This is a genomic window from Nocardia sp. NPDC052254 (assembly GCF_040679495.1).
Taxonomy (GTDB): Bacteria; Actinomycetota; Actinomycetes; order Mycobacteriales; family Mycobacteriaceae; genus Nocardia.
Genome location: NZ_JBFAUW010000001.1, coordinates 176,327 through 203,261, shown reverse-complemented (window position 1 = coordinate 203,261; position 26,935 = coordinate 176,327). Strand labels below are relative to the sequence as shown.

Sequence of the window (26,935 nt, the reverse complement as noted above, 5' to 3'; positions counted from 1 at the left end):
GAGGAACACGTATGAGCGCGATCACCGAGCGTTTCGTCGACACCATCGGGTACCGGACCCTGATCTGGGACAGCCATCCCGACGACAGCGGGAAACGGGAGACCGTCATCCTGCTGCATGGTGGCGGGCCGGGCGCGAATGCCAAGTCCAACTGGATCGAGTTCATCCCGGAGATCGCCGGCGACTACCGCGTGATCGCCCCGGACCTGGTCGGTTACGGCCGCACCGACCACCCCGAGGACATGCCGGGCAGCCTCACCGGCTGGATCCGGATGCGGATCGAGCAGGTGCTCGCGGTGATGGATCAGCTCGGCATCGAGCGCGCGCATCTGGTCGGCAACTCCATGGGCGGCTCGGTGGCCATGCACCTGGTGATGACCGCCCCCGATCGTTTCGACCGGATCTCGCTGATGGGCAGCGCGGGCGGCGAATCCCACCCGACCACCGAGGTGATCAAGATGGTCGGCTTCTACAAGGACCCCTCGATCAGCGCGCTCGAGAACCTCACCAAATGGTTTGTCCACGACGAGAGTCTGCTCAGCGCCTCGATCGCCGACATCGTCGCCGAACGCCACCGCGAGGTGATGCGCTCGGAGGTCCGGCGCTCCTACGAGTGCTTCTTCTCCTCCTCCCCCACCGAGATGGCAGTCCCGCCGTCGGCGCTGCGCCGCATGCCGCACCCGTTCCTGGTGGTGCACGGGCGAGAGGACCGTTTCGTACTGCCCGAATCCAGCGTCTTCCTGCAGCGGCACCTGCCCAATGCCGAGCTGCACATCTTCAACCACTGCGGGCACTGGGTCCAGGTCGAGAAGCGCAGCGCTTACGCGGACCTGCTGCGGCGATTCCTGGCCGCCAAGAACTGACCCCCGGAGGAAAGGGACCTGATCAATGGAGATCAAGCAGCTCGGCTACCTCGGCCTGAACGCACGCGAACCGGAGGCGTTCGCGGCGTACGGCACCGACATCCTCGGCATGCAGCGCGTCACCGGTGAGGACGGGGCCATCCACTTCCGCATCGACGACCGGCATCACCGGGTCACTGTCGAGCAGTCCGACCGCGACGGCGGCGCGTACTACGGCTGGGAATTGGACGGCGCCGACGCCCTGGCCGACGCCCTGAACCAACTGAGCGACAACGACATTCTCCCGGTCGAGGCGACCGCGCGGGAGCTGGAGATCCGCCGGGTGGCGGGCATGGCGCACTTCGTCGATCCGGCCGGCAACCGGGTGGAGCTCTACCACGGCGCCACCGACGGGGAGGGCGCGTTCACCTCCGCACGCGACGTCGAACAGTTCGTGACCGGTGACCTCGGCCTCGGGCACGTCGTGCTGGCCAGCCCGGATGTGGCCGCGCTACAACGCTTCTACACCGAGGTCCTCGGCTTCAAGGTATCCGACACCATGCGGGAGCCCTTCACGGCGAGCTTCATGCACACCAATCCGCGCCATCACAGCATCGCGTTCGTGGACGGGCCGTTCTTCGGCATCCACGAGCCGTTCCTGCACCACTTCATGCTCGAGGTGCCCGATATGGACCAAGTCGGCCGCACCTACGACCTGGTGCTGGATCGCGATGTGCCGGTGGCGATGTCACTGGGCCGTCACACCAACGACAAGGTGTTCTCGTTCTACGCGCAGTCGCCGGTCGGCGTGCACACCGAATTCGGTTTCGGCGGTGTGCTCATCGATGACGAGACCTGGGAAGTGACCGAGATCCCCGGCCCCGATCTGTGGGGCCACCGGCACTGATCCGGACACACCCGAATTCGCTCAGGAGCACACCCATGACCACTGATACCACCTCCGTGCCGGTCGTCGAGACCGACGTTCTCATCGTCGGCGCAGGGCCCGCCGGATCGGCCGCGGCGGCGCTGCTCGCGTCGTACGGCATCGGCACCATCATGATCAACAAGCATCGCGGTGTCTCGAACACCCCCCGCGCGCACATCACCAATCAACGTGCGGTCGAGGTGTTCCGGGACCTCGGACTCGAGGACGCCGTCATCGAACGGGCCACCCCACAGCATCTGATGGGCGAGCACGTGTACGCGACCAGCCTCACCGGCCGCGAGCTGGGCCGGCTGCGAACCTGGTATACGCACCCGCATTTCAAGGCCGAGCACGATCTGGCCAGCCCCTCCGCGGTGTGCGACCTGCCGCAGTTCCGGCTGGAGCCGATCCTGGTGGACGCGGCCGCGAATCGCGGTGCGGTGGTTCGATTCAGCACCGAACTGCTGACCTTCACCCAGAACGGCGCAGGCGTGACCGCGCGCCTGAAGGACAGGGTCAGCGGCGCGGAGTACGACGTCCGCAGCAAGTATCTGATCGGCGCGGACGGCGGCAACTCGCGGGTCGCCGAGCTCGCCGGGCTGCCGCTGGTCGGCCAGATGGGCCAGAGCGGCTCGATCAATGTGGTGTTCGAGGCCGATCTGACGCGCTTCGTCGAGCACCGGCCAGGGGACATGTACTGGTTCGTGCAGCCCGGCGTCGGACACGACGGCAATGGCATCGGCGTGCTGCGAATGGTGCGGCCGTGGACGAAATGGACCGGGGTATGGGGGTACGACCCGGCGGCCGGGCAGCCCTCGCTCTCCGAGGCCGACGGCATCCGCATCGCACATCAGCTGATCGGCGACGACACCGTACCGGTGAAGATCGATTCGATGTCCACCTGGGCCGTCAATGATGTATACGCCGAGAACAATACGGCCGGGCGAGTGATGTGCGTCGGCGACGCCGTCCACCGGCATTCGCCGATGAACGGGCTCGGCTCCAACACCTCCATCCAGGACAGCTACAACCTGTGCTGGAAGCTCGCCATGGTGCTACGCGGACAGGCCGGGCCGGCGCTCCTCGACAGCTACGCCGAGGAACGCGTGCCGGTGGGCCGGCAGATCGTGGATCGGGCCGGGCGCAGCAATGCGCTGATGGGCCCCATCTTCGGGGCGCTGAACCTGCCGTCGGCCTCCGACGAGCAGTCGATGCGCAAGGCCATCGACGCGCTCGAGGAGCCGACCGCCGAGGCCGCCGAGCGCCGCAAGGCGTTCGATGCGGCCCTCGCCGGAACGATCATGTGTTTCAACACCCATGGCGTGGAGACCAATCAGCACTACAGCTCCGGGGCGATCGTGTCCGACGGCACTCCGGAGCAGCCCGCGCCGCGTGATGAGGAGATCTACTACTTCGCCACCACCAGGCCGGGACGGCATCTCCCGCACGTGTGGCTGACCCGCGACCAGCGTCGCGTCTCCACCTTCGACCTGTGCGGCAAGGGCGAATTCACGCTGCTGACCGGACTCGGCGGGCAGGCCTGGCGGAATGCCGCGGCAGCGGTCGCCCAGCGACTCGGGGTGCCGGTGCGCGTCCAGACCATCGGACGTGGCGGCGACTACGAGGACAGCTACGGTGACTACCGGGCGATGTCGGAGGTCGAGGAGGACGGCGCGATCCTGGTGCGGCCGGACCACATGGTGGGCTGGCGGTCCCGCACGCTCGTCGACTCGCCGGAGACCACGCTGATCGGTGTCTTCGAACAGCTTCTCGCACTGCGGGATTCGACCGATGCATGACCACGGGGCCGTGCTCCGGATCGCCTGCGTCGGCGGCGGTCCAGGGGGCCTGTTCGCGGCCATCGCCATCACGCACGCGCTGCCGAACGCGACCATCGACGTCTTCGAACGCAATCGTGCCGACGACGTGTTCGGGTTCGGTGTCGTGTTTTCCGACGCGACGCTCGACGAGATCGACCGCGTCGATCCGGTGCTGCGCGACGCGCTGGCCGCCGAGGGACGCCGCTGGGACCGTATCGAGGTGCGCAGCGGCGGTGAGTCCCACGGCGCGGGCGGCAACGGCATGTCCGCCATCCATCGGCGGGTGCTGCTCAGCGCGCTGCAGGAGCGGGCCACCGAGTTGGGTGCGCGCCTGCACTTCCAGTCCCCGGTGACAGTCGACGCACTCGACGCCACCGGCGAATACGATCTGATCATCGGCGCGGACGGCGCGAATTCCGCAGTCCGTGAACGCTTCATCGATCAGCTCGCGCCTTCGGTGACCGAGGCCGCGGTGAAATTCATCTGGTTCGGCACCACCTACGATTTCGACGGCCTGACCTTCCTGCACGAACGCGGCGAACACGGCAACTTCGCTGTGCACGCCTACCCGATCGGGTCGGGGCTGAGCACCTTCATCGTCGAGACCGACGAGGACACCTGGCGGCGTGCCGGATTGGACGAGTTCGACACCTCGCAGCCGCCCGGCGTATCCGACGAGAAGTCGCAGCGCTACCTCGAACGGCTGTTCGCCGACCAGATCGACGGGCACCCGCTGGTCGCCAACAACTCCCGCTGGGCCAACTTCCGCACCCGCCGCACCGAACGCTGGTCGGCGCGGGGCGCCTGCGGCACACCGGTGGTACTGCTCGGCGACGCCGTGCACACCGCGCACTTCTCCGTGGGATCCGGCACCAAGATGGCGATGGAAGATGCTGCCGCGCTGGCATATTCGCTCGCGCAGCAGCCCACCGATCTGGACGCCCCGATCCGCGCGTATGAGGCGGCGCGCCGCCCCCAGGTGACCAAGATCCAGGATTCGGCATTACCGAGCCTGTCCTGGTGGGACCACTTCGCCGACTATCACCGGGCACTCGAGCCCTGGCAGTTCGGCGTCCATTTCTTCACGCGGGCGATCTCCGCGGAGAAGATTCGGGTGCGCGACCCCGCATTCGTCGGAGCCGCGGGACAGCGATGGGCGAGTCTGCACACCACGGACCCGCTCGACACGCCGTTGCGGCTCGGCGACCACCTGATACCCACGAGGTTGCTCACGGTTGTCGCCGGGGCCGATGGCGAACTGCTGCTCAGCGCCGGAGGCGCCACCGTGTACACCGGACCGGGCAGCAGTGCCGGCGCCGACGGCATCGCGATCTGTGATGCGCCGCAGACGGATTCGACCTCGCTCACCGACATCGACCTCGAGCGGCTCGATCGCGTCTGCGCCACCGGGCCCTCGGCGATCGTGGTGCGCGGCGGCACCCCGCTGACCCGGGTGTTGTGCGCCGAACGAATCCGGCTGCGGCACGGCATCACTGCGGTGCTCGTCGACGATGCCGCCGCGGTGCGTGCCCGGCGGTCGGTCGACATGGTCGACAACGCCACCACGCTCGTGCTCTCCGGACGCGCCGACGCGGTCGGGTTCGAGGACACGCACAGCACAGCGTCGGTCACACACAGCGAGGTGGTTCGATGACGCTCGAGTCCCGCTCGGATCGGCCGACCGATCAGCTCGACCGGCTGTTCCTGCCGGTCTCGATCGCCGTCGTCGGAGCCTCGACTTCCCCGGCCAAGCTCGGGTCGGTCATGGCCGCGGCCGTCACCAGCGGTGGCGGGGTGGACATCTATCCGATCAACCCGCGGGTCGAGGCTCCCGGATTCCACCGGTCGATCGAATCGGCCGGAGTCGCACACGGCGCGCCGATCGACCTGGCGGTGCTGTGCATCCCCGCCGCCGCCACCCCCGCGGCGCTGCGTGCGGCGGCCGAGGCGGGCGTCGGCGGTGCTGTGATCTGCTCGGGCGGCTTCGCCGAGGCAGGGCCGGAAGGTGTTGCCGTGCAAGCAGAGATCGCCCGGATTCAGGCGGAGACCAGGATCCGCGTGCTGGGTCCCAATACGTCCGGGTTCTTCCGGCCCGGCCGCGGTCCGCGCGTCAGCTTCGTGCCGACCGTGGGGGAGATTCGCACCGGGTCGGTCGCGGTGGTGGCCGCCAGCGGTGGGATGAACCATGCGCTGTCGTTCCTGCTGTCCGAGCGCGGGGTGGGCGTGGGCTTCGGTGTGGGACTCGGCAACTGTGTCGATGTCACCGATGCCGATGTGCTGCGGTATCTCTCGATGGACGACTCGATCTCGGCGATCGCCCTGCACGTGGAGTCCGTCGCGGACGGTCGGGCGCTGCTCGACGCCGTGCGCGCGGTCAGCGCGCGCAAACCTGTCGTGGCGCTGGTGGTCGGGCGAGCCGATGTGTCGGCGTTCTCCGAATCCCACACCGGTGCGCTCGCCACCTCGTGGAAGGTCACCCGGTCGCTGTTGGCGGAGGCCGGTGCCGTCGTGGTCGATACCGATCACGAGCTGGTCGACGCGCTCGCAGTGCTGAGCCGGACCCGGCTGCCCGCGGCCGTCGCGCCCGGCATCGGGCTGGTAACCGCACAGGCCGGACCCGGTCTCATGGTGCTCGACGACCTGCGCGCGCACGGCGTGAACGTTCCGGCGCTGCACCGGGGCACGCAACACGAGATCGCGAAACTATTGCCGCCCATCACATTCCAGGCCAATCCGGTCGACACCGGGCGACCTGGTGAGTCCTTCGCGGACGTGCTGGCGGCGACCGCCGCCGATCCGGGCGTCGACGCGCTCGTGGTGTACGCGCTCGCCGAACCCGATGCGATCGATCTGGCCGACGCGGTCGTGCGATCCGGCGTCGCCGACCGGCTGCCGATCGTGCTGGGCAGCGGCGGACCGGCCGCCGTGCTGGCGGCGACAGCGGATTCGGCGGGCACACTGGGTGTTCCGCTGCTGGCGGGCCCGACCGCGCTGGCCATGGGCGTGCGGGCGCTGGTGGCCGACGCCCGCGCCCGATACCTGGCGGCCCCGCACGAGGCCCCGGATGCCCCCGACAAGCATTTCGCGGCAGTCGAAGAGCGCAACGATCATTCGAAAGACGTCGTGGCCCTGCGGTTCCCGCTCGACGAACACCAGGCCAAGGACTGCGTGAACCGGCTCGGCGTGCGCACTCCCGCCCGGCGGGTCTGCCCCGACCGCGTGACCGCGCACCGGGCGCTCGGCGAACTCGAGCTGCCCGTGGCGGTCAAGATCCTCGACGCGACCGTGGTCCACAAGACCGATATCGGCGGCGTGCATCTGGGCGTCCGCACCCCCGCCGACCTGGATGCCGCGCTCGACGCCCTGGACGCGATCGACGCGCCCGCCTACCTCGTGGAGAGCATGGCCGCAGCCGGCCCCGACCTGATCCTCGGCGTGCGCCGCGACCCGGTCTTCGGGCCGATTCTCGTAGTGGGAGCGGGCGGTACGACCGCCGAGGCGATCGGCGATGTCGCGATCCGCGGCGCGCGGGTGACCCCCGAGTCCGCTGCGGCCATGCTCGACGACCTGGCGGTCGGCGCGATGTTCGACGGCTGGCGTGGCGGACCGGTGCTCGATCGGAGCGAGTTCGCCCGGATCGCCGTGGCTCTCGTGCGCTTTGTCGCCGCCCACCCCGAGATCGCCGACCTCGAGATCAATCCGCTGCGCGCCACCGCGGACGGACCGGTCGCCCTGGACACGGTGATTCTGCCCGAGGAAGGACAGTCATGACCACAGCGAGCTCGTTCCCGCTCACCGACGGAGTCGTCCCCTGGCCGGACGATCTCGCGGCACAGTACCGCGCGGCGGGGTACTGGCAGGACCGGTCGATCCCGTCCTACATCGCCGAACACGTTGCCGCGCACCCGGACCGGATCGCCCTGGTGGACGGCGACACCCGACTCAGCTATCGGCAGATGTGGGATCGGTCGTCGTCGATCGCGCAGTATCTGCTCGATCTGGCGATCGAGCCCGGCGACCGGGTCGTGGTGCAGCTGCCCACGGGCTGGGAATTCGTGGTGCTGACGCTCGCGTGCATGCGTATCGGGGTGGTGTCGGTGATGGCGTTGCCCGCGCATCGTCGCCACGAGATGACGCATCTGGCCCGGCTTTCCGGCGCGGTCGCGTTCATCGTCCCCGATATGGACCGGGACACCGATCTGCGGGAGATCGCGCAGCGGGTGGCGACCGACGTGCCATCGGTCCGCTCGGTCGTGGTACTCGGTGAATTGTCGGCCGGGAACGCGAACCACGTGCCCGAGTATCGATTCCGCGACGGGCTCCACGCTGTGGCCGAATTCGACCGCGCCACATACGAGCCGGTCGGTGGCGATGTCGCCTGCCTGCTGATTTCGGGCGGCACGACCGGACTGCCCAAGCTCATCGTCCGCACTCACGACGACTACGCATACAACGTGCGCGTCTGCAACGAGGTGTCGCGATTCGATTCCGGCACCGTGTATCTCGGCGCGCTACCGGCCAGCCACAACTTCCCGCTGGCCTGCCCGGGCATCCTCGGCGCACTGTTCGCGGGCGGGCGGGCGGTCATGCTGCCCTCCCCCGCAGCCGAACACGCCCTGCGCACCATCGAGACCGAGGGGGTCACCGTGGCCGCGGCGGTCCCGGCGGTCGCACAGGCGTGGATCGAATTCCAGCGGGAACACCAGGTCCTGACCGGCACGTCGTTCGCGGTGCTGCAGGTTGGCGGGTCCCGCATGCCCGACGAGCTGGCTGCCCGCGTCGAACCGGTACTCGGCGCGCGGTTGCAGCAGGTCTTCGGCATGGCCGAGGGCCTGATCAATATGACCCGGCTCGACGACGCCGCCGACATCATCATCGGCACCCAGGGGCGCCCGGTCAGCGCCGACGACGAGGTCGCCGTCGTCGACGAATCCGGTCGACCGGTTCCCGACGGCACCCCGGGCGCGCTGCTGACCCGCGGCCCGTACACGCCCCGCGGCTACTTCCGCGCCCCCGAGCACAATGCCCGCGCCTTCACCCCGGACGGCTGGTACGCCAGCGGCGACATCGTGATTCGCCGCCCCGACGGCAACCTGATCGTCGCCGGTCGCGACAAGGACATGATCAACCGGGGCGGGGAGAAGGTCTCCGCCGAAGAGGTCGAGGACTTCGCCTACCGTCTCGACGGCGTCGAGATGGCCGCCGCGGTGGCCATTCCCGACCCGCTACTGGGCGAGCGAGTGTGCCTGTGCCTCACCGTCACCGACGGTCACCGAGTCGAGCTCGGCGATGTCGTCGCCGTGATGGACACGGCCGGTGTGGCCCGGTTCAAGCGGCCCGAACGACTCGAGATTCTCGACACCATGCCACTGACCAAGGTCGGAAAGATCGACAAGAAGGCGCTCAGAGAACTGATCAAGGAAGAGCAGCCATGACCACCTTCTCGGTGATCGCCGAAACCGCGTGCCTCGACATCGACCCTTCATGCCTGAGGATCCGGGATCTGCGGTTGTGACCGATCCTCGCCATACTGACATCGTGGAAAACTGGTTCGAAGCAGCTGTCGCGGCGGAGGCCCGGCGCGATTGGGATGCAGCGATTTCCGCCGTCGAAGCCGTTGAGGAATGCTACAGCGTTGCCCCTGAGCGCCACGATGCGCATCTGTGGCACATGGATCTACTCGTGAAGGCGCGATATCTCGATGAGCTGGCCGCTCGGAGCGAGACCGATGTCCACGCCCGACGCAGGTTGGACCGGTTCCTGTACGAAGACGGTCGCGACCGTGATCTCCGGCAACGGGCCCTGCATGGGGACAAGCAAGCGCTGTATTTCCTCGTGCGGTTGCTTCGTCAGCGAGGTGATGAAGCCGCTGCTCGGCGCGCGGTCGCGGAGATTGACGGAACCGATGGATACGCACTCGAACTCGCGATGCGGCCCTGATCAGGCGGCACCGGATTTCAGCTCGCGATTGTCCTACCGCCGCACGGCAGAGCTCCCCGAGGCTCCACCGTGCACGGCTGACCGTGTCCCCGGCGGTGCGGACAAGCAGTATCAGCCCGACGGCGAGGCCTCACCCACCCCGGTCACTCCGGGACTGTCGGAGGAACGTTTCGCCACGCCCCTCCGTGGTCGAGAGGATCGAGAGCCCACGTCCAGTGCACCGGGTCGCCGTCGCGTCGATGCGGACTCCGCGACGAGGTCACTGTCGGTGGTCGTGGGCTTCTCGGCCCAGGGGCTCGTCTTGGCGCGGGCGGGCGCACTTCCCCTTCTGACACGCTTGGTGGCCCAGGGGGTCGGCATGGCGGGCAGCTCACGACTCGAACCGCTTGTCGGTAGCTTTCGAACCTCCTCGAGCGGGCCGCCGGGCCGCTCGGAAACCGAGAGGCCGACCATTGGGGGGCGCTGTGGGGTCGCCGAAATATGCTGCTCCGCAGCATATTTCGGACCTTGGTGCGCGTGTGCCGTGTCCTCACCGAAAACGCCGGCCCGCGCCGCCCGAGGTACTGATACGGCGTCGGCGGCACCCGCATCGATGCTCCGAGCGACAGCGGGTGACGCTTGTTTCTCTGCAACGGGTCCGCCTCTCGACCACAGCGAGGTCAACGGCACGATGTCATCGACGTCGATGCGCTCACCGTAAGGCGGTGTGCGACAACGTAGCTCCGTCGCCTCGTCGTCTTGCGATTCCCGACTACGCGACGGAACCGCTGGAGGGTGAGCGGACTCAGCCGATACTTTCGGAAGAAGTGCAGGCCCCGCCAGGCCGTTCGCGGCGGTCGGGAGACCCGAGCCCGGCTCGGTGGCACTGTGTGGAGTTCCATCGTCGGGCATGACCCCCGATTTCGCGACCGTAGGCGAATCCGGCATCACCCCGGGCGGCCCGATTGCCGGACTGTGCATCCTGAAGGTCAAGGCGCCGGTGTGATCGGTGAAAGTAGCAGTGTGGCACATAATATTGTCCGCCAGATCATCGAGTATGCGTGCACACCGTGCCACTCCATCGGAATCGATCCGCAGCACCTTTCCCGCACTGCCGCTGTCCGGAATGCCGAGAATATCGCGGGTGGCATCGCGGAGGGTGCCGTTCACGAACGAGTCGATGGTGCGCTCGAGCGGTTCGATGGCTTTACCGAACACTTCCGACAGAATGTATCCCAGCAGCATCTGCTCCATGACACTGCACAACTTGCGCGCCGCGGCACACGCCGCGTCGGCGAGTGCCAGCGATAGTCCGGAGGTAGCGACCGATATGGTCAGCGCCGCGCCGTAACTGGCTGCCAGTGCGGCCAATTCAGCGAAAACAACGATCTTCACCGTACGGATCACCTCGGCAGCGATATCGAGCGCATCGGCGACCCGCCCGCATCCACGATCGAGCGCACACATGTGGGTCCCGCTCATCACCGCCCATACTCGCACCAGCTGCTGGTAGGAATATCCGGAGTAGACCGATTCCATCTCCTTGATGACCCCGCCCGCGCATTCGTGCGTCGCACGCACGCCGGCCGCAAAACTCCGCACATGCCAAGCGAGTTCGTGCACCTGATCCTCGTCGATATCTGGGTACGGAATTCCGCAGAGGTCGAGAAACAGCGCGACCTCGTGCGGTATCTCTATCGCCACGAGAGACCACCGACCGGCGGCGTCATGCGGTCAGTGGCACAGTGTCAGCACCCGTGAAGCCGTGGATATGCGGCAGCACGTAAGGCATGTGCGTCTGGCCATACAGTGCGAGGATCGAATACCCGTCGTCGAGGTGGCCGTTGAGAATGTCCACCATGTATTGCTGACGACGCTGGTGCACCGCGAAGGCGACCTTCTGCAGTGGGCTCGGGTTTTCGACAGCGGCGGGGTCGACCAACACGTCGGCCTGCTCACGCAAGATCCACGCCTCGTCGTCGCTTCGGAAGTCTCGAGGGAAGTCCCTGTGCGCGTAATTCTCCACGAGAAGAGACCGGAACCGCTCCGACGCATCGCCGAGTGGGCCGGTTCGTCCGTCGAGAGCGGGGCCGAGGATGAAACTGTTCTGGTCGATGGTTTGTGCGATTCGACTGTCGATATTCTCGCCGCGTCGAACAGCCTGCGGAATCATACGCATCACGTGGTGAAAGAACAGCATGTCCGGCGCAGTCCCGTTCGCGAGTAGCCCTCGCACCTGATCGCGCGGATGTTCTTCCAGAGAGACCTTCGCGACGCCATGCTGATCCGCGAGGTATTCACCCCAGGCCATCTCACCGTCGCGCATTGCCGCGTCGGCGTCGCCATAGACCTTACGAGCGGTTCGGCGGGCCCCGCCCTCGAACAACATTGCCCGCAGGGTGCCGTCGGTACGGTCGAGCCACTGGTCCACGACGCGGTGCAGAGCCACGGCCTGCGGATGGCGAGGGTTACTGCGGTGCACTGTGCCGACAACGACGTTTCGACCAGCATCGGTTTCTGTCACCCAGTGTGGCTCGTCGCTCAGGTGTCCAGGGGTCGCGCCGGCGGCATGGAAAACCGATCGAGGGAAGCCGATGAATCCGTTCTCGTCCAACGCGACTCGGCCACCGAGAATGGTGGATGACGAGCGATCGGTCCCGCGCAGTTCGTCGTCCACTCGCTCCGCCTCGCTTCCGAGTCCCGCGATCAGTTTGCGATCGCGTCGACCCCATGCATCGAGGCCACCGGAGAGTCGTTCGACGATGGCTCGCAGGGCCGCCGCCATGTCAGCTGGCGGGCAGGCCGTGGCCAGACCAATCGATGGCGACAACACCGAAATTCGCAGCCGATCGATCTGCGATCGGATCGACGTCACGGTGATCGCGCAGCAGCACGAACGGACGACCCGCGCCACGTTCGACCACATGAAACCGGCCGGCTCGGGTGGCGATCATGGCTGGCTCACTCATGTCAATCTCCATTTCGTCGACCGTCCGGTCGGTCACCGATTGTAGGTCGATCGACAAGGTACGGCAAGCGGTCGACACGGTGCGCGCGACGACCCTGGTGGCCGACGACCTCGACCGCGCGATTCAATCGAGCACAGCACGCGTGGCGGGAACACGACGGTGACCGTGTTGGAGACAGGCCCAACAGGTTTGATCGAGTCAGCGGTCGTCGAGGCGCTGTTGTCTGCGGGAGATACATGCCCCCTTGCACAAGGCGATGGAGTCCGCGGTCGAAGCATCCGGTGTGCGGATGGCCCCTGTGCGTCGCGGCGCGTGGCGTATCGGCGGGCTGGGACAATGGCTCGCGCACTTGTCCTGTCACATGAAGGAATTGCCGTATGACCGAACTCCGGACCGACACCGTCCCGGGCAATCGGCGATCACGAGTGGTGATCGCGAGTTTGATCGGCACGTCGATCGAGTTCTACGACTTCTACATCTACGGCACGGCAGCGGTGCTCGTATTCCCGAAACTGTTCTTCCCGCACGAAAGCCCCACCGCGGCACAGTTGTCGTCGTTCGTCACCTTCGCGCTCGCATTCTTCGCCCGGCCGATCGGTTCCCTTGTGTTCGGGCACTTCGGCGACCGGATCGGACGCAAGCGAACGCTGGTCTCCTCGTTGCTGATCATGGGCACCGCGACCGTGCTGATCGGCTGCCTGCCGACCTACGCCATCGCCGGACTGTGGGCGCCGATCTTGCTGGCGGTGCTGCGTTTCGTCCAGGGCGTCGGGCTCGGCGGTGAATGGAGTGGTGCCACCTTGCTGGCCACCGAGAACGCACCGGCGGGCAGGCGAGGGCTGTTCGGGAGCCTGCCGCAACTGGGTGCGCCCATCGGGTTCTTCCTCGCCAACGGGGTGTTCCTGCTGCTCACCGCGAGCATGCCCGCGCACTCCGACGGCCCGGGCGCCATCGCCTTCGACAACGTCGGCTGGCGAATCCCGTTTCTGCTCAGCGCGATTCTGGTCGTCGTCGGTCTGTATGTGCGGTTACAGATCGTGGAGAGCAGTGTGTTCACCGATGTCGCCGCGGCGGACAATATCGCGCGAGTGCCGGCCGCCCGGCTCGTACGCACCCATTGGCGCCATCTCGTCCTCGGCACCCTGCTGTGCGTGTCGACGTACGTGCTGTTCTATCTCATGACCACCTTCACCCTCACCTATGGCACCGCGGCCGCGAATCCGGCCACCGACACGAAGGCCGGCCTGGGATTCAGCCGCACCGGATTCCTGACAATCCTGCTGATCGGCGTGGTGTTCTTCGCCGTTTTCACCACAGTGGCAGGTCTCCTCACCGACCGGATCGGCCGACGACGGACCCTGCTGGCGACCCTCGCCGCGGTCACGGTGTTCGGGTTGATGTTCCAGCCATGGTTCAGCACCCCGGAATCGGTTCCGCTCAGCGTCTCGTTCGTCATCGTGGGCCTGGCCCTGATGGGGGCCAGCTACGGACCGATGGGATCGCTGCTGCCGGAACTGTTCCCCGCCGACGTCCGATACACCGGGTCCGCGGTCGTCTACAACCTCGCCGGCGTTCTGGGCGCCTCACTCGCGCCGATCATCGCGGTTGCGTTGTGGCGGCCCGACGGCAACATCGCCGCAGTCGGCCTGTATCTGTCGGCGGCCGGTCTGCTGTCGCTGTTCGCGCTGCTGGGCGTCCGCGAGACCCGCGACATCGACTACACCGCTCAGACCCCACCTGCCGAGCGCCCACCCGTCCCGGCCGACCGGCCGACCCGCCCTACGACCGAGGTCGTCGTCGGAGACGGTCGACCATGACCGTTGGCCTCGCAGCGCTCGGGCGGGCGCGAACAGAGCCGGGTCGTGCGCGCCGACGAGCAGTGGATCAGCGCCGGTGGCCGTCCACCCTACGGACCCGGCTCCCAGACGAATGACACCGCGACTTCCGTACCGACGAATGTCGACAGCGACCGCGGGACCCCGGCGGTCAGCCCTCGGCCGGGGTCCACGCTCGTTCGCGCAACAGCGCCCTGCGGGTGTCAGTGACCCTGCAGTTTGTCCTTCACCGAATCAGCGGCGTCCTTGATCTTGTCGGCGGCGTCGTCGACATGCTGCTTCACCTTCGACGATCCCTGATCGGCCTGACCTTCGGCCTTCAGATCTTCGTCGCCGGCGAGGCTACCCGCAGCCTCCTTGGCCCGGCCCTTGAATTCCTCGGCCTTGTTGTCTGCGCTCATGGCGGTCCTTCCACTCGGGATTGTGCCTCCATGGATGCCTCTTTTTCGACATCCATACTTCGCGTTACCCCGATATCCCGATTCCACCCACTGCGCGATGAACGCCACATCCGTCCCCGCGTGGATCGAGACGCCCAGCGGACGGATGACGGCGCTCGACGCCGCCGCGAACCCATCGCCCACCTGGGCAACCCCCCAGCACCTGACCATGCGCCGGCGCGGCGACGCGGCTTCCTCCACGCCGACGTTCCGCCGCGCGAAGACGAGCTCGACTGCACCGAGACGCGGCAGGCAGGTCGCTAGAGTCGAATCATGAGCATCGAGTGTTCGAACGCGATAGCGGCACCTCGGGCTGAAATATTCGAATGGTTCGACCGACCTGGTGCCATTCGCCGGTTGACCCCGCCCTGGCAGCCGATATCGATCGAGTCCGAAGCCGAGTCACTCGCCCACGGCACCGCGGTCATGCGGCTGCCGGGAGGACTGCGCTGGGTGGCCCGGCACCTGCCCGCCGGCTACGACCCACCGCATCGCTTCGTGGACGAAATCGCCGTCGACGGACTGGCGTCGATGCCGTTGGGCCGGCTCCTGCCGTGGCGGCACACCCACGACCTCGACGTGATCGACAGTGAGCACACCCTGGTCTCGGACCGGGTCGACACACCGGTTCCCGCCGGCCTGCTGCGGCCGATCTTCGACTACAGGTACCGCCAGCTCGCCGACGACCTCGCCGCGCACCGCCGCGCCGCGGCGCGAGGGTTCGAACCGGCGACGATCGCGATGACAGGCACATCGGGTCTGGTCGGTTCGGCGTTGTCCGCCTTCCTCACGACCGGCGGCCATCGGGTGATCAGGCTCGTCCGCCGCGCACCCACAGATCCCGCAGAGCGGCAATGGGATCCGCACGCGCCGGCTCACGACCTGCTCGACGACGTCGACGCGGTCGTGCATCTGGCCGGTGCATCGATCGCGGGCCGTTTCACCACCCAGCACAAACGAGATATCGCCGACAGCCGCATCGAGCCGACCCGCACACTCGCCGAACGTGCGGCGAGCGCGGGTGTGCGAACCTTCGTCAGCGCCTCGGCGATCGGCTACTACGGCTACGACCGAGCCGACGAGATCCTCGACGAAACCAGCTCCCCCGGTACGGGATTCCTCGCCGACGTCGTCGCCCGATGGGAGGCCGCGGCCGCCGCCGCAGCGAACAGCGCAACCCGGGTGGTGTCGGTCCGCACCGGGATCGTGCAATCACCACGCGGCGGTACACTCCGGCTGCTACGCCCACTGTTCGAAGCCGGATTGGGCGGACGCGTCGGTGACGGTCGACAATGGCTGTCCTGGATCGGGGTGGACGATCTCGTGGACATCTATCACCGGGCACTGTGGGACAGCGACCTTTCCGGACCCGTCAATGCCGTTGCACCGCAGCCGGTTCGCAATCTCGAATACACCCGGGCGCTGGCGCACGTACTCCATCGGCCCGCGATACTGCCGATTCCGCGGTTCGGTCCCGAACTGCTCCTGGGGCGGCAAGGATCCGACGAGCTCGCGGCGGCCAGCCAGCGGGTCACACCCGAGCAACTCACCACGGCGGGACACCACTTCCGCGACGAGGACATCGAGTCCGCGCTGCGGCACCTGCTCGGTCGTCACACCTGATCGCGCCCATGTCGAATCGAAGAATGCGGCCGTCCCGCTCGGGCTGCTGCGCGCGAGGACAGGACACGGACGGGCAGTGCGAGCACCGACCGGTTCGACAACGACCGCTCCGCCGTCCCGACGGGCGGCGCTGCCGGTCGGCTAGTCGTCGGAGGAGGCGCGGCGGTTGCGTTTGGTGGCGCCGCGCCGCTTCTTCGCGGCGATGCGACGTTCCATGGCTCCACGCGAGGGCTTGGTGGGGCGGCGAACGGGTGGCGGGGCGGCAGCCGCGGCACGCAGTAACGACGCGAGGCGCTCGCGGGCTACCGCGCGGTTCTGCAACTGCGCGCGCTGCTCCGATGCCGCGACCGTGAGCACCCCGTCGACCAGCCGGTTTGCCAGGCGGTCGAGCATCCGGGTGCGCAGCCGCTCCGGCACAGCGGGCGAGTTCGCGAGATCGAACGACAGCTCCACCCGGCTGTCGGTGGTGTTGACATGCTGTCCTCCCGGTCCCGCGGACCGGGAGAAACGCTCGCGTAGCTCGGACGCGGGTATCACCAACGCCCGAGTCACGGTGAGGTCCGCTGCCACGATCCGATGCCGCTCTTTCCTGTCTGCGAGTCCACCAGGCCATATCGGTCCAGCAGCGACTCGATGGTGACCTTGTCGTTCACGATAGCGACAGCGAGACCGCACGATCGGGTGACGGTGCTCGAGCCTTCCGCCGGGCCGCTGGGGCCATGACCGTGTCGCACCCGATCGAAACCACGGCCGGAGAGTTACCGATGAGGACTTGACCTTGCCCCAGGGGCAAGGTTCGAGCATGGAGACATGAACGAGATGACCCAGCAATTACCGGATTTCGTCGCGAACGAGGCCGAGAGGTTCGGCCTGCCGGGTGTCGCCGTCGGGGTATCGATCGATGGTCGAGAAGATTTCGCGTGCCACGGGGCGACCAGCGTGCACAATCCGCTTCCGGTGGACCGGGACACGATGTTCGGGGTCGGATCCGTCAGCAAGACGTTCACCGCTACCGCGCTGATGTGCCTGGTCGCCGAGGAGCGAGTGGAACTGGACGCGCCGGTGCGGCGCTATGTCCCCGAATTCGCCCCCACCGACGCCGACGACATCACGGTGATGCGGCTGCTCAACCACACGGCCGGTCTGGAATGGAAGCTCGGCGTCTACCATCAGCGCGGCCTGCTCCCGGAGCCGGAGCGCGACGACTCCGGCTACCGCCGCTACAGCGCGGAAGACGCCGTCGCCCTGGTCAAGATCAAGACATTGGCGCGGGCCGGTGTACCCCTGGCCCGGGTCAAGGAACTGCTGGCCGCGAACGCCGAGGAGTTCGCGGCGGCGATCGCCGAAATCGACACCATGCTCGCCGAACGCGCCGAAGAGATCCGCCGCACCCGCGAGCAGATCGCCGAATTGAGTTCCGGCGAACGGCTGTTCGTGTCCACCGAGGTCGCCGATTACCTCGATCTCCTGAAACAGCTCGGGGCCAGCGAGCGGAGCATGCGAATGGAGCGCGACATCTGGATTCTGTTGCAGTCGGTCGCCCCGGACCAGGCGTCGGAGTGGATCGCCGACAAGCTCGACGCCATCGACGATCCGCAATTCCGGGCCATCTACCTCGACTACGACACCGCCTTCGACTGGCCGCCCGACGACCCGCGCCTGGTCGACCTCGCCGATCGCAGCCACCGATGGCTGACCGTCGAATCCGCCGAAGCGGGCCGGGCAACCCCGGCGCTGGACCCGAAACTGGTTCGCCTGGTGAGCGAATCGATCGGCATCACCTCACCGGCCTGGGAACGACTGGCACAGATCGCACGAACACAGACCGTCGAATAGTTCTCGCGCACCGGGACTGGACCACTGGCCGATGTCGTTGCCCGGCAAGCGGTGTGCCCGGGCCCCGCACCGCGCGAAACGACGGAGTCGTTCTCGGCGTATCGACAAGACGAGTCAGCGTTCCAGGTCGACGCCGACCGACCCGCACCGCCGGTGCTCGGGATCTGCGCACACCACGAAAACCGGAAACCTGTCCTCCCGCGGGCACGGCTGAAAATGCACACGCACCGGCCGATCCGGAACCAGCGGCACCTCGCCCTCCAGCGACGTGTACACCCACGGCCCCTCGTCGAGTTCCACCACCGCGACCGTCAACGACCCCGGCTCACCACGAAAGCCGGCCCGATCCACCACCCGCCACGACACGACCGAACCGGCACCCGAGGACGGCACCAGCTCCAAATCCTCGGACGCACACGAGGAACATCCCGCAGTCAGCGGCGCGAACAACTTGTCGCACTTCGCACACCGCCGAATCATCAGGACACTCGCCACCATCACGGTGCCGTCATGAGATCTGTGCCGAAGTGTGGATACAGACATCGAATCCTCCGCGCGAAGCTGTCGACCGAACACATCTCAGCCTCGTCACCGGCGAGCAGCACCACATCGGTCGAACTACGTGTCGACATACCCGTTTTCCGGCAGGCAACTTCCGCTGAACCACAACCCATGACCCCGCAGGACTTCCCTAGGCGAACCCGGGCTCCCGCCCGGGCACCAGCGAATCCAGAAGCCTCTGCTTGAGCCACCGCGCCTCGCGGTTGTCGGTCTGGCGAGGTCGCAGACCTTCACGGACCAGTTCGAGAAAGCGGCGACGACCGACTCCGAAGGCAACGAGCAGATCAGCGGGGTCGGCACCGCCGAACGGCGCCCAGCGGATGGCGAACTCGATCACGCACTGGGCGTCGGCATCGATGGATCGCCCGCGATACAGATGATCAAGCTGGCTCAGCGACGACAGCACCCAGCACGAGCCGTACATCGTGTCGATATCCACCGCGTCTCGCCCGGCACGGACGCCGTGCCGGGAGGTCGAGGCATCACGAGTTGCCCTGGGGTACATGCGTCGGCGATCGTGCGGGTCCATGAGAGTCCTCGCGGATAGGGGCTGATCCATCGGCTACCAGAATTCACGGCGCAACCACCGCGAACCACCGGACAACTACCCATACGCATACCTGTTTTCGCGCCGCTCGACGAAGAACCACATGGCGCGTCATCTGCCCCGAGAACGACACCCGTCCGGTGGCTGGGAACGATTGCTCATCCCGGCCGCGCCGTCGGACACAATGCCATCGGGTAGTCGGCGTCGGAGGTGATCCCCCAGATCACCACGCCGCTGGACCGGTTCCGCGCACACATCCGAAGGGCACCGCGTACCGCTCTCCGCGCTGCGTCTTCGACCGAAAGGACGATCACATGTCTACCGGGGCATCTTCACTCCACCCGATCCGCGAAGATCAAGTCTCCACCTGGGCCGCCGAGGCGGACGTGGTGGTGGCCGGCTTCGGCGTCGCCGGCGCGTCGGCCGCGGTGGGCGCCGCACAGGCAGGCGCCGACGTACTCGTCCTCGAGCGCGCGGGCGGGTGGGGCGGTGCCGCGGCGATGGCCGGCGGCTTCATCTACCTGGGCGGTGGCACCCCACTGCAGAAGGCATGCGGGTTCGACGACACCGTCGACAACATGAAGTCCTTCATGAAGACCGCACTCGGCCCCGGCACCGACGAGGCGAAGATCGACGCCTACTGCGAAGGCAGCGTCGACCACTACCACTGGCTCGCCGACGAGTGCGGGGTGCCGTTCAAGGCGAGCTTCTGGGGCGAGCCCGGCTGGGAACCGCCCGGGGACGACGGCCTGCAGTACACCGGTGGCGAGAACGCCGCACCGTTCAACGCGACCATTGCCCCGGCACCGCGCGGCCACGTCCCCCAGATGCAGGACAAGCATGTGAGCTCCGAGCGAGGCGGCGGCTACATGCTGATGAAGCCACTCACCGACAAGGCCGCCGCACTGGGTGTCCGCGCCGAGTACGACATGCGCGTGCAGACCTTGATCGTCGACAACGACGGCCGGGTCGTCGGCCTGCAGGCCAAGCAGTACGGCAAGGATGTCGCGGTCCGAGCACGCAAGGGTGTCGTACTCGCGACCGGCAGCTTCGCCTACAACAACACGATGCTCGAGTCGTTCGCGCCGAAGATGGTGAACCGACCGGCCGCCTCGATCGAGGAGCACGACGGCCGCGCGATCCGCATGGCACAGGCGCTCGGCGCCGACCTCGCCCACATGGACGCCGCGGAGGTCGCGTTCTTCTGCGACCCGCAACTGTTCGTCCGCGGCATTCTGGTCAACGGACGCGGCCAGCGCTATATCAACGAGGACACCTACCCCGGCCGCGTCGGCCAGGCGACGCTGTACGAGAACGGCAACCAGTCGTACCTGATCATCGACGAGGCGGCGTACGAAGAGGGGATGACCCGGCCGACCGCGACCGTCCAGCTGCGGCACCGGCCGAAGTGGGTCGCCGAGACGGTCGAGGAGCTCGAGGCCGAGATCGGGCTGCCCGCCGGGTCGCTCCAGGCCACCGTCGAGGTATACAACCGGCACGCCGCGAACGGCGCGGACCCACTACTCGGCAAGAAATCGGAATGGGTCACACCGATCGGCTCCCCCGTGGCCGCGATCGACCTGCGGAACATGACCGGCGGGTTCACCCTCGGCGGCCTCCGTACCAGCATCGACTCCGAAGTACTGCACGTCTCCGGCGACCCGATCCCGGGCCTGTTCGCCGCCGGACGCTGCACGTCCGGTGTCTGTGCCGGCGGCTATGCCTCCGGAACGTCGCTCGGGGACGGCAGCTTCTTCGGCCGCCGCGCCGGGCAGAGCGCGGCCGCGCAGAACCCCGCCTGACGGCCAGGTCGGACGACGTCGACCACGATCGCCCACGCCGACGCCCCACGCACCGTTCGCCGCAGCGGTGCATCGGCGCGGAGCTCGGCGGGTCGGTCCGGCAGTTGCGCACCCTCGTCGACATCGCGTTCCATCAAGCCTCCAAGACCGAAACCTCACTCGACGCCACCGCGGCCACGCATCTGTGGCTCGGCCCGATCGATCCGAGCTGGCGAGTCATCCATCGTCGTCTCGCCACTCGGCAGCCCACCGCGTCAGTGGCGCGAGCCGCTCGACGAGTGTCCGCCCGGCCGCGGTCAGCCGGTACCCCTGCTCGTGTTCGACGAGGCGCGCCTCGGTGAGCTCGGACAGCCGACGCGTCAGAACGCTCGAGGAGAGGTCTCCGCACGCGGTGCGCAGTTCACGGAAGGTGAGCGGGCCCGGAGCCTGATCGAGTTCCCAGATCACCCGCAACACCCAGCGCCGCCCGAGCAGATCGAACAGCGCCATGATCGGGCGCCCGGTGGTCGATCCGCGCACCGGGCGGCCCGGACGTGGCGTTTCGGCCGCCACGATCACGCCGCTCGCGGCGGAGGCGACTCGTCCAGTCGTCGTGCCATTTCCGCGATGGCCGCGCGCAGCACCCGATACGGCCGCAGAAACAGTGTCACGTGGGTCAGGCTGCCGGTCTCGGAGACCTCTTCCCGCAGCACCCCCTGAAGTTCCTGGCCGGCGAAGCGCGCGGTGAAGGCGAACATCGCCTGCTGCCCGTCGGACCACCTCCGGGTCTCGCACACCGAGTCCACCACCGTCGCGATCGTGGCCAGCAGGTGTGCCGCACGAGCCCGGCCGTGATAATCGGCGACCGGACTCGAGAAAGTCGCCTCTTCGGCAAGCATGGCCGGCAGTTGTGTGGAGTCTTTCGATTGCCACACCCGCAGGATGAGACTTTCGGTCATGCCTCTATTTTAGAGGCATGACCCGGTTCCTGCCAGTCATAACCCGCCACACCGCGGAAACGGCGCGTCCACGGATGTGGTAATCGCGTGACGTTCATGAGTAGCGTCGTGAGCATGGACCATGAGGGACCCAGCCGCACCGCACTCGTGACCGCCTACGCCCGCGCCTATCATCAAATCGCCGACCGGCCAGTGATTCTCACCGATCCACTGGCGGCACCGCTACTGGGTGTCAGCGTCGATGAGCTCACCGAATTGGGCCGGCCGGCCGTGGAACGCCCCGGTGGCGCCGACGACTCGGACATCCTGCGGCTCGGCGTCGGCGATCGACCGCGCCGCCTGTTCTTCGCCGCCCGTGCCCGCTTCGCCGAAGATCGGGTGGCCGCCGCGGCCGCCGGCGGCGTGCGACAGGTCGTGATCCTCGGCGCGGGCCTGGACACCTTCGCCTACCGCAACCCACATCCGGGTCTACAGGTGTTCGAGGTCGACCATCCCGCCACTCAAGCGTGGAAACACCAACGCCTCACCGCATCCGGGATCGACCGGCCCGAGCAGTTGACTTTCGTACCGGTCGACTTCGAAACCGACACACTCGCAACACGATTGGAGGCCGCGGGATTCAGCCGGACCGATCCGGCCGTATTCGTGTGGCTCGGTGTCGTCTTCTATCTGACCCCCGACGCCGTCCGCGGCACGCTCGAATACATCGCCCGGCAATCCGAACCGGTCGAGGTGATCTTCGACTACCTGCGGTCGGCGGACACCGACGAGGACCGCGCGCAGCTACAGGCGCGCGAACAGCGGGCGACAGCTGTCGGCGAACCCTGGTTCAGCTACTTCACCCCCGACGGCATCGCCGCACAGCTGCGTGCGCTCGGCTTGACCGACGTCGAAGACCACACCGCTGCGGACCTCATCGCCGGATACCTCGATGGCTCAGCGGAATTCGAGGGCGAACCACCCCCAGCGCTACGCCCGGTCCGCATACTGCGGGCGAGCCGCTGACATTTCCCCGCACGTTCCCGCTGTCGACACCACCCGCCGCGTCACGATGACTCCGCATCCGGGTCGTTCGCGGCGTATCGATCAGAAACTGGCGCCGACGTGACGGGCGAAGCAGCTCACTCCCCCTCAGATGTCGGGATACTCCGCGTGGTCGCCGCCGAACAATTTCCAGTAGAAGGCGTTCATCTTCGCCGCGGCGGGTGCGTGCCGGGTCAAGATCGCGGCGACACCCGGTGGCACGTCATCCGGTATACATCCGGAGGCGCACCGGAGTACATACTCGTTGCGCGCGACCGGACCACCACCGTGCGATGACGACCGCCCGCAGACATCGGCCACCAGCCAGTTGACCAGCCGCATGGCGGCGTAGTCGGCATCATGAGCGACGTGCTGTTCGGCGAAGTCGCGCTCAGCGGCAGACAGGTCGAATCTCGGCGATGTGACGAGCCCGAAATCGCTGAGATAGAGCCGCTCCATGTCGGTGCGCACATTGCCGAAATGCGCGTCCATGTGCAGCAATTCCCGATCCCGCAGAAACGCCACGATCTCCGAAAGCTGCCGCTCCACTGTGGCCGCCTTACCGGCTGGGTCGTCACGCAGCCAGTCTCCAATCGGGTGCGGGATGTACTCGCAGAACAGCACCAGGCTGCACGTTGCGGCGGCCAGCGCTTCCAGACGGGCCCGCACGGCCGAGGAACCGCCCTGGGCAGCGACCACCGTATCGATGTCGGCATGTTCGGATGCGACCGGCGACCGGCCGGGAAGTACCCGCCAGTGGTACAGGATCGGGAACGATTCCGTCTCGCCGGCCAGGACAGCATCGGTGACGATGACGTTCGCGGCCAGCTCGCGCCAGGCGTTGAAACTGGGGCCGCCGATACCGTACTGGCAGAACATCGGCAGATCGAACAGGTTCGCTGTCGATCCCGAATCGCCGACCTCCCGGCCGGTCAGTGGGATCCGTTTGGTGAACACCGGCACGCTGTCGACATCGATGAGCGCCGAGCCACCACCCACACCCACACCGATGACTCGACCGGCACCCATCAGCTCCGCGAGCTCGAAATCACTGCGGGCTGCCAGGAAAGCCGAGATTCTCTGGTGGCATGCAGTTCTGGCCGCTGTCATCGCACGATTGTGTCACCGGCAGAGCAGACCGCCACCCGAACAAGACATGCCCGAGCCGCATGCGGGGTTGCCACGGGGATTCCGCCACCCCTCTCCCCTACCAGCAGCGAAGCAGCGTCCCACGCAGGCCGGCTCTCCTCGCGGCTGTCTTTTTGCGGTTGGTTTTCGATCTTTGCGAGGGGAAAAGTCGAACTCTCATGCATAGATGCGCATATCGAAGTAAATAGATACTTTTGAGGCGTCGTGACGCGTCCGTCCAGGAACCGATTTCCCCACATCGAGCCGCGCTCGAAGGCGAGTCGGATACCGGCCCGAGGCCGGCACGCCACGTGAGGCGCACTCCCCCGCGACCCGCTCAACGCGAGCGAACCTCTCCCCTCCCCCGAACGTCCGGGCACCAATGTCGCCGTCTCGCAGCAACTGCGGAGACGGCGACATGGAACAACGCCGACGTGCGGTGATGAAGGCCCCCATTTGCCTCGCCATGAGACACGAGTCGTTCCATCCTCGGCGTGCTCGACGGTGATTACATGGCAAGGGAGTCCGGTAGCCGACGAAAGGAAGCCACAATCATGGCCGACGATCTCGAGATCCCGAGCCCGGTCGACACCGTCATCGGTGTGGTCAATCAGCACGAGGCCCAGCGGTTCCTCGACTCCTTCACCGAGGACGGATTCGTCGACGACTGGGGCCGTATCTTCACCGGTAGAGATGCGATCGCCGCATGGAGCGACCGTGAATTCATCGGTTCCGACGGCACCCTGACTCCGCAGGAGGTGACCGTCGACGATGACACCGGGGATGTCACCGTGGTCGGTGACTGGCGCAGCAACCACGCCAACGGTCTGTCCCGATTCACCTTCCGCAGCCGCGGGGACCGCATTGCGTCGATGACGATTCGAGAGGGCTGACAGCGGCCGGAACTGCCACACGGCGAGTTCTGGCCCCTTCCCGCCCGATATCAGAGGTAGTTCTGTAGCGGCACTTCATCCGAAGTCGACGAACTCGTCCCAGGACTCCACATCCTTGTCGACCAGGACCGCGTCCGTCCCAGTTTCGGGTCGGCACGGCGACACCGTGAAATCGTCTCCGGCACAGGTGATGCCGGCCGGCGTCGCGGGATACTCGGGACGGACGACGGCGTATTCCCGACACCATAGCGTGGGCATCCGGAATCCATTGCGCCCCTGTCGAACCGCGCCGTGCCACGAGGGAGCGTATATCGCGTGTGCTGCGGCCCGCTCCCTCCGACAGCGTGGATCGCGGGGGTAAATCAGTCGATCTCACACGAGGCCGAGGGGCAGTATGGTTCCCCATGACAGGGACGTTCGAGGATCTGGTGCGCGAAGCAGCGTCGGTGTCCGTGGCCGGGTGGGACTTCTCATGGCTCGACGGCCGAGCCACCGAGGCACGCCCGTCGTGGGGCTACCAGCGGCTGATGAGCGCCCGCCTGACGACCGCCACCGCGGCACTGGACATCCAGACCGGCGGCGGTGAAGTCCTCGCCGAGGCGGCGATATTCCCACCGACCATGGCTGCCACCGAGTCGTGGCCACCCAACATCGCCAAGGCCGCGGCACTGCTGCACCCACGCGGCGTGGTCGTCGTCGCCACGCCCGATGAGCCACCGCTTCCGTTCGCCGATGCGGCGTTCGACCTCGTCACCTGCCGGCATCCGGCGACCATCTGGTGGGGCGAGATCGCCCGCGTCCTGCGATCGAACGGCACCTATTTCGCCCAGCACATCGGCCCGGCCAGCGTGTTCGAATTGGTCGAATACTTCCTCGGACCGCAACCGCGGGCACGGCGCGCCCGCGACCCCGACGACGAAGCCGCCGCCGCCCGAGCAGCCGGGCTGGAAATCGTCGACCAGCGGACCGAGCGGCTGCGGATGGAATTCGACGACATCGGCGCCGTGATCTATTTTCTGCGCAAGGTCATCTGGATGGTCCCCGGATTCACCGTCGACGCTCACCTCGACCGGCTGCGTCGACTGCACGACCAGATGCAGCGGCAGGGCCCGTTCATCGCTCACTCGACCCGCACGCTCATCGAAGCCGCCAAACCCTGACCACCAGCCGACGCGTGCCGAATTCCGAATTGAACTGTGACACTGTCTTATTCGCTGCCCCCGCACACCACATGCATACCGTGCGTCGCGGCGTGGGACGTGTTCCTGTTGCGGTATACGCGGCCATCTGGCGATCGAGCACTCGCGAAAATGTGTCAGGGATTGTACAGGGACCGCTGGACTTTCGCAAAAACGCGTAGAATTTCACCAGGTCGGGACTGTTATCTGGAGCCCTATCATGATCAAGAACAAGAATTCACACTCGAAATTGGCCCGATTGGCGGCCGCCGCCGGTATCGCCGCAGCTGCCGCCATTCCGGTAGTCGCTGCCGCAGCGCATGCACCTACCGCGCAAGCGACGACGCCCACGGCCACAACCCAACATGTCAACAGCCCCGGCTGGGGTCACGGCGGTGGTTGGGGCAACAACGGCTGGGGCAACGGCGGCGGCTGGGGCAATAACGGCTGGGGTCACGGCGGTGGCTGGGGCAACAACGGCTGGGGCAATGGCGGCGGCTGGGGCAACGGCGGCTGGTGGAACCCGTTCGGCGGCGGCTGGGGCAGCTTCTAGCGCCGACGACCGAGCCCGGACACGCACGACGTGCCGGGCTCGGCGACTTCGAGGACCGATCACAGGAAGCCGGGTTCGACCGACCGCGCCGAAGCGGGTG

26 protein-coding genes are annotated in these 26,935 nt (G+C 67.1%); 15 read left to right on the top strand and 11 right to left on the bottom strand.

Features of this window, described 5'->3' with window-relative positions; all coding sequences use genetic code 11:
* The first annotated feature begins 11 nt into the window (after nucleotides 1–11).
* The 7 genes from AB0L57_RS00975 to AB0L57_RS00945 all read left to right on the top strand — a co-directional run bounded on the left by AB0L57_RS00975 (nucleotide 12) and on the right by AB0L57_RS00945 (nucleotide 9,530).
* Entirely contained in the window at nucleotides 12–863 is an 852-nt protein-coding gene (locus tag AB0L57_RS00975) for an alpha/beta fold hydrolase (RefSeq protein WP_364955039.1), read from the top strand.
* Nucleotides 864–888: 25 nt separating this feature from the next.
* Complete coding sequence (locus AB0L57_RS00970; RefSeq protein ID WP_364955036.1) at nucleotides 889–1,749, top strand: VOC family protein; 861 nt, start codon at nucleotides 889–891, stop codon at nucleotides 1,747–1,749.
* Nucleotides 1,750–1,784: 35 nt separating this feature from the next.
* Nucleotides 1,785–3,569: an FAD-dependent monooxygenase gene (locus AB0L57_RS00965; RefSeq protein WP_364955033.1), complete on the top strand. Its 1,785-nt coding sequence runs from the start codon at nucleotides 1,785–1,787 to the stop codon at nucleotides 3,567–3,569.
* Nucleotides 3,562–5,244, top strand: a complete 1,683-nt coding sequence (locus tag AB0L57_RS00960) for an FAD-dependent monooxygenase (protein ID WP_364955030.1) — start codon at nucleotides 3,562–3,564, stop codon at nucleotides 5,242–5,244. Before AB0L57_RS00965 ends, AB0L57_RS00960 begins: the two co-directional genes overlap by 8 nt.
* Nucleotides 5,241–7,361 carry an acetate--CoA ligase family protein gene (locus AB0L57_RS00955; protein WP_364955027.1) on the top strand — a complete coding sequence of 707 codons (2,121 nt, stop codon included), beginning with the start codon at nucleotides 5,241–5,243 and terminating at the stop codon, nucleotides 7,359–7,361. The genes AB0L57_RS00960 and AB0L57_RS00955 overlap by 4 nt, the downstream gene beginning before the upstream one ends.
* Nucleotides 7,358–9,025, top strand: a complete 1,668-nt coding sequence (locus AB0L57_RS00950; protein WP_364955024.1) for an AMP-binding protein — start codon at nucleotides 7,358–7,360, stop codon at nucleotides 9,023–9,025. The genes AB0L57_RS00955 and AB0L57_RS00950 overlap by 4 nt, the downstream gene beginning before the upstream one ends.
* A gap of 76 nt (nucleotides 9,026–9,101) precedes the next feature.
* Nucleotides 9,102–9,530 (top strand): hypothetical protein, encoded by a 429-nt coding sequence (locus AB0L57_RS00945; protein WP_364955021.1) that lies wholly within the window; start codon nucleotides 9,102–9,104, stop codon nucleotides 9,528–9,530.
* 111 nt (nucleotides 9,531–9,641) lie between these two features.
* Here the strand turns inward: AB0L57_RS00945 and AB0L57_RS00940 are convergent, their stop codons facing one another.
* From AB0L57_RS00940 to AB0L57_RS00930, 3 genes are all read right to left on the bottom strand, one after another.
* A complete protein-coding gene (locus tag AB0L57_RS00940; protein WP_364955018.1) occupies nucleotides 9,642–10,976 on the bottom strand; it encodes a hypothetical protein in 1,335 nt (444 codons plus the stop codon).
* 259 nt (nucleotides 10,977–11,235) lie between these two features.
* The gene (locus tag AB0L57_RS00935; RefSeq protein WP_364955014.1) at nucleotides 11,236–12,186 is read right to left on the bottom strand and encodes a hypothetical protein; all 951 of its coding nucleotides are present in this window, start codon (nucleotides 12,184–12,186) and stop codon (nucleotides 11,236–11,238) included.
* Nucleotides 12,187–12,295: 109 nt separating this feature from the next.
* Nucleotides 12,296–12,514, bottom strand: coding sequence for a hypothetical protein (locus AB0L57_RS00930; protein ID WP_364955011.1), 219 nt, complete (start codon nucleotides 12,512–12,514; stop codon nucleotides 12,296–12,298).
* Nucleotides 12,515–12,855: 341 nt separating this feature from the next.
* Between AB0L57_RS00930 and AB0L57_RS00925 the strand changes: the two genes are divergently transcribed.
* Nucleotides 12,856–14,295 carry an MFS transporter gene (locus AB0L57_RS00925; protein WP_364955008.1) on the top strand — a complete coding sequence of 480 codons (1,440 nt, stop codon included), beginning with the start codon at nucleotides 12,856–12,858 and terminating at the stop codon, nucleotides 14,293–14,295.
* A 221-nt stretch (nucleotides 14,296–14,516) separates the two neighbouring features.
* Here the strand turns inward: AB0L57_RS00925 and AB0L57_RS00920 are convergent, their stop codons facing one another.
* The gene (locus AB0L57_RS00920) at nucleotides 14,517–14,714 is read right to left on the bottom strand and encodes a CsbD family protein (protein ID WP_364955005.1); all 198 of its coding nucleotides are present in this window, start codon (nucleotides 14,712–14,714) and stop codon (nucleotides 14,517–14,519) included.
* A gap of 312 nt (nucleotides 14,715–15,026) precedes the next feature.
* Here AB0L57_RS00920 and AB0L57_RS00915 point away from each other — a divergent pair, with 312 nt between their 5' ends.
* Nucleotides 15,027–16,376, top strand: a complete 1,350-nt coding sequence (locus AB0L57_RS00915; protein ID WP_364955002.1) for a TIGR01777 family oxidoreductase — start codon at nucleotides 15,027–15,029, stop codon at nucleotides 16,374–16,376.
* A 141-nt stretch (nucleotides 16,377–16,517) separates the two neighbouring features.
* Here AB0L57_RS00915 and arfB read toward each other — a convergent pair whose 3' ends face one another.
* Nucleotides 16,518–16,928 carry an alternative ribosome rescue aminoacyl-tRNA hydrolase ArfB gene (arfB, locus tag AB0L57_RS00910; RefSeq protein WP_364954999.1) on the bottom strand — a complete coding sequence of 137 codons (411 nt, stop codon included), beginning with the start codon at nucleotides 16,926–16,928 and terminating at the stop codon, nucleotides 16,518–16,520.
* Nucleotides 16,929–17,186: 258 nt separating this feature from the next.
* On the opposite strand from arfB, the gene AB0L57_RS00905 reads away from it, so the two are divergent.
* Nucleotides 17,187–18,212, top strand: a complete 1,026-nt coding sequence (locus tag AB0L57_RS00905; protein WP_364954996.1) for a serine hydrolase — start codon at nucleotides 17,187–17,189, stop codon at nucleotides 18,210–18,212.
* Nucleotides 18,213–18,326: 114 nt separating this feature from the next.
* On the opposite strand, the gene AB0L57_RS00900 is transcribed toward AB0L57_RS00905, so the two are convergent.
* Together AB0L57_RS00900 and AB0L57_RS00895 are read right to left on the bottom strand one after the other, a co-directional pair.
* The gene (locus AB0L57_RS00900; protein ID WP_364954993.1) at nucleotides 18,327–18,605 is read right to left on the bottom strand and encodes an OB-fold domain-containing protein; all 279 of its coding nucleotides are present in this window, start codon (nucleotides 18,603–18,605) and stop codon (nucleotides 18,327–18,329) included.
* Between the two features lie 298 nt (nucleotides 18,606–18,903).
* A complete protein-coding gene (locus AB0L57_RS00895; protein WP_364954990.1) occupies nucleotides 18,904–19,302 on the bottom strand; it encodes a hypothetical protein in 399 nt (132 codons plus the stop codon).
* A gap of 332 nt (nucleotides 19,303–19,634) precedes the next feature.
* Here AB0L57_RS00895 and AB0L57_RS00890 point away from each other — a divergent pair, with 332 nt between their 5' ends.
* A complete protein-coding gene (locus AB0L57_RS00890) occupies nucleotides 19,635–21,122 on the top strand; it encodes an FAD-dependent oxidoreductase (RefSeq protein ID WP_364954987.1) in 1,488 nt (495 codons plus the stop codon).
* A 216-nt stretch (nucleotides 21,123–21,338) separates the two neighbouring features.
* Here AB0L57_RS00890 and AB0L57_RS00885 read toward each other — a convergent pair whose 3' ends face one another.
* Entirely contained in the window at nucleotides 21,339–21,674 is a 336-nt protein-coding gene (locus tag AB0L57_RS00885) for a helix-turn-helix domain-containing protein (RefSeq protein WP_364954984.1), read from the bottom strand.
* A 2-nt stretch (nucleotides 21,675–21,676) separates the two neighbouring features.
* Nucleotides 21,677–22,060, bottom strand: coding sequence for a nuclear transport factor 2 family protein (locus AB0L57_RS00880; RefSeq protein ID WP_364954981.1), 384 nt, complete (start codon nucleotides 22,058–22,060; stop codon nucleotides 21,677–21,679).
* A 114-nt stretch (nucleotides 22,061–22,174) separates the two neighbouring features.
* Between AB0L57_RS00880 and AB0L57_RS00875 the strand changes: the two genes are divergently transcribed.
* Nucleotides 22,175–23,065, top strand: a complete 891-nt coding sequence (locus tag AB0L57_RS00875; protein ID WP_364954978.1) for an SAM-dependent methyltransferase — start codon at nucleotides 22,175–22,177, stop codon at nucleotides 23,063–23,065.
* A gap of 126 nt (nucleotides 23,066–23,191) precedes the next feature.
* Here the strand turns inward: AB0L57_RS00875 and AB0L57_RS00870 are convergent, their stop codons facing one another.
* A complete protein-coding gene (locus tag AB0L57_RS00870) occupies nucleotides 23,192–24,193 on the bottom strand; it encodes a serine/threonine protein phosphatase (protein ID WP_364954975.1) in 1,002 nt (333 codons plus the stop codon).
* A 572-nt stretch (nucleotides 24,194–24,765) separates the two neighbouring features.
* Between AB0L57_RS00870 and AB0L57_RS00865 the strand changes: the two genes are divergently transcribed.
* Nucleotides 24,766–25,104 carry a nuclear transport factor 2 family protein gene (locus AB0L57_RS00865; protein WP_364954972.1) on the top strand — a complete coding sequence of 113 codons (339 nt, stop codon included), beginning with the start codon at nucleotides 24,766–24,768 and terminating at the stop codon, nucleotides 25,102–25,104.
* A gap of 75 nt (nucleotides 25,105–25,179) precedes the next feature.
* Here the strand turns inward: AB0L57_RS00865 and AB0L57_RS00860 are convergent, their stop codons facing one another.
* Nucleotides 25,180–25,362, bottom strand: a complete 183-nt coding sequence (locus AB0L57_RS00860; RefSeq protein WP_364954969.1) for a hypothetical protein — start codon at nucleotides 25,360–25,362, stop codon at nucleotides 25,180–25,182.
* A 146-nt stretch (nucleotides 25,363–25,508) separates the two neighbouring features.
* Between AB0L57_RS00860 and AB0L57_RS00855 the strand changes: the two genes are divergently transcribed.
* Both AB0L57_RS00855 and AB0L57_RS00850 read left to right on the top strand, forming a co-directional pair.
* Nucleotides 25,509–26,264 carry a class I SAM-dependent methyltransferase gene (locus AB0L57_RS00855; protein WP_364954966.1) on the top strand — a complete coding sequence of 252 codons (756 nt, stop codon included), beginning with the start codon at nucleotides 25,509–25,511 and terminating at the stop codon, nucleotides 26,262–26,264.
* A gap of 238 nt (nucleotides 26,265–26,502) precedes the next feature.
* Nucleotides 26,503–26,835: a hypothetical protein gene (locus tag AB0L57_RS00850; RefSeq protein ID WP_364954963.1), complete on the top strand. Its 333-nt coding sequence runs from the start codon at nucleotides 26,503–26,505 to the stop codon at nucleotides 26,833–26,835.
* The last annotated feature ends 100 nt before the right edge of the window (nucleotides 26,836–26,935 follow it).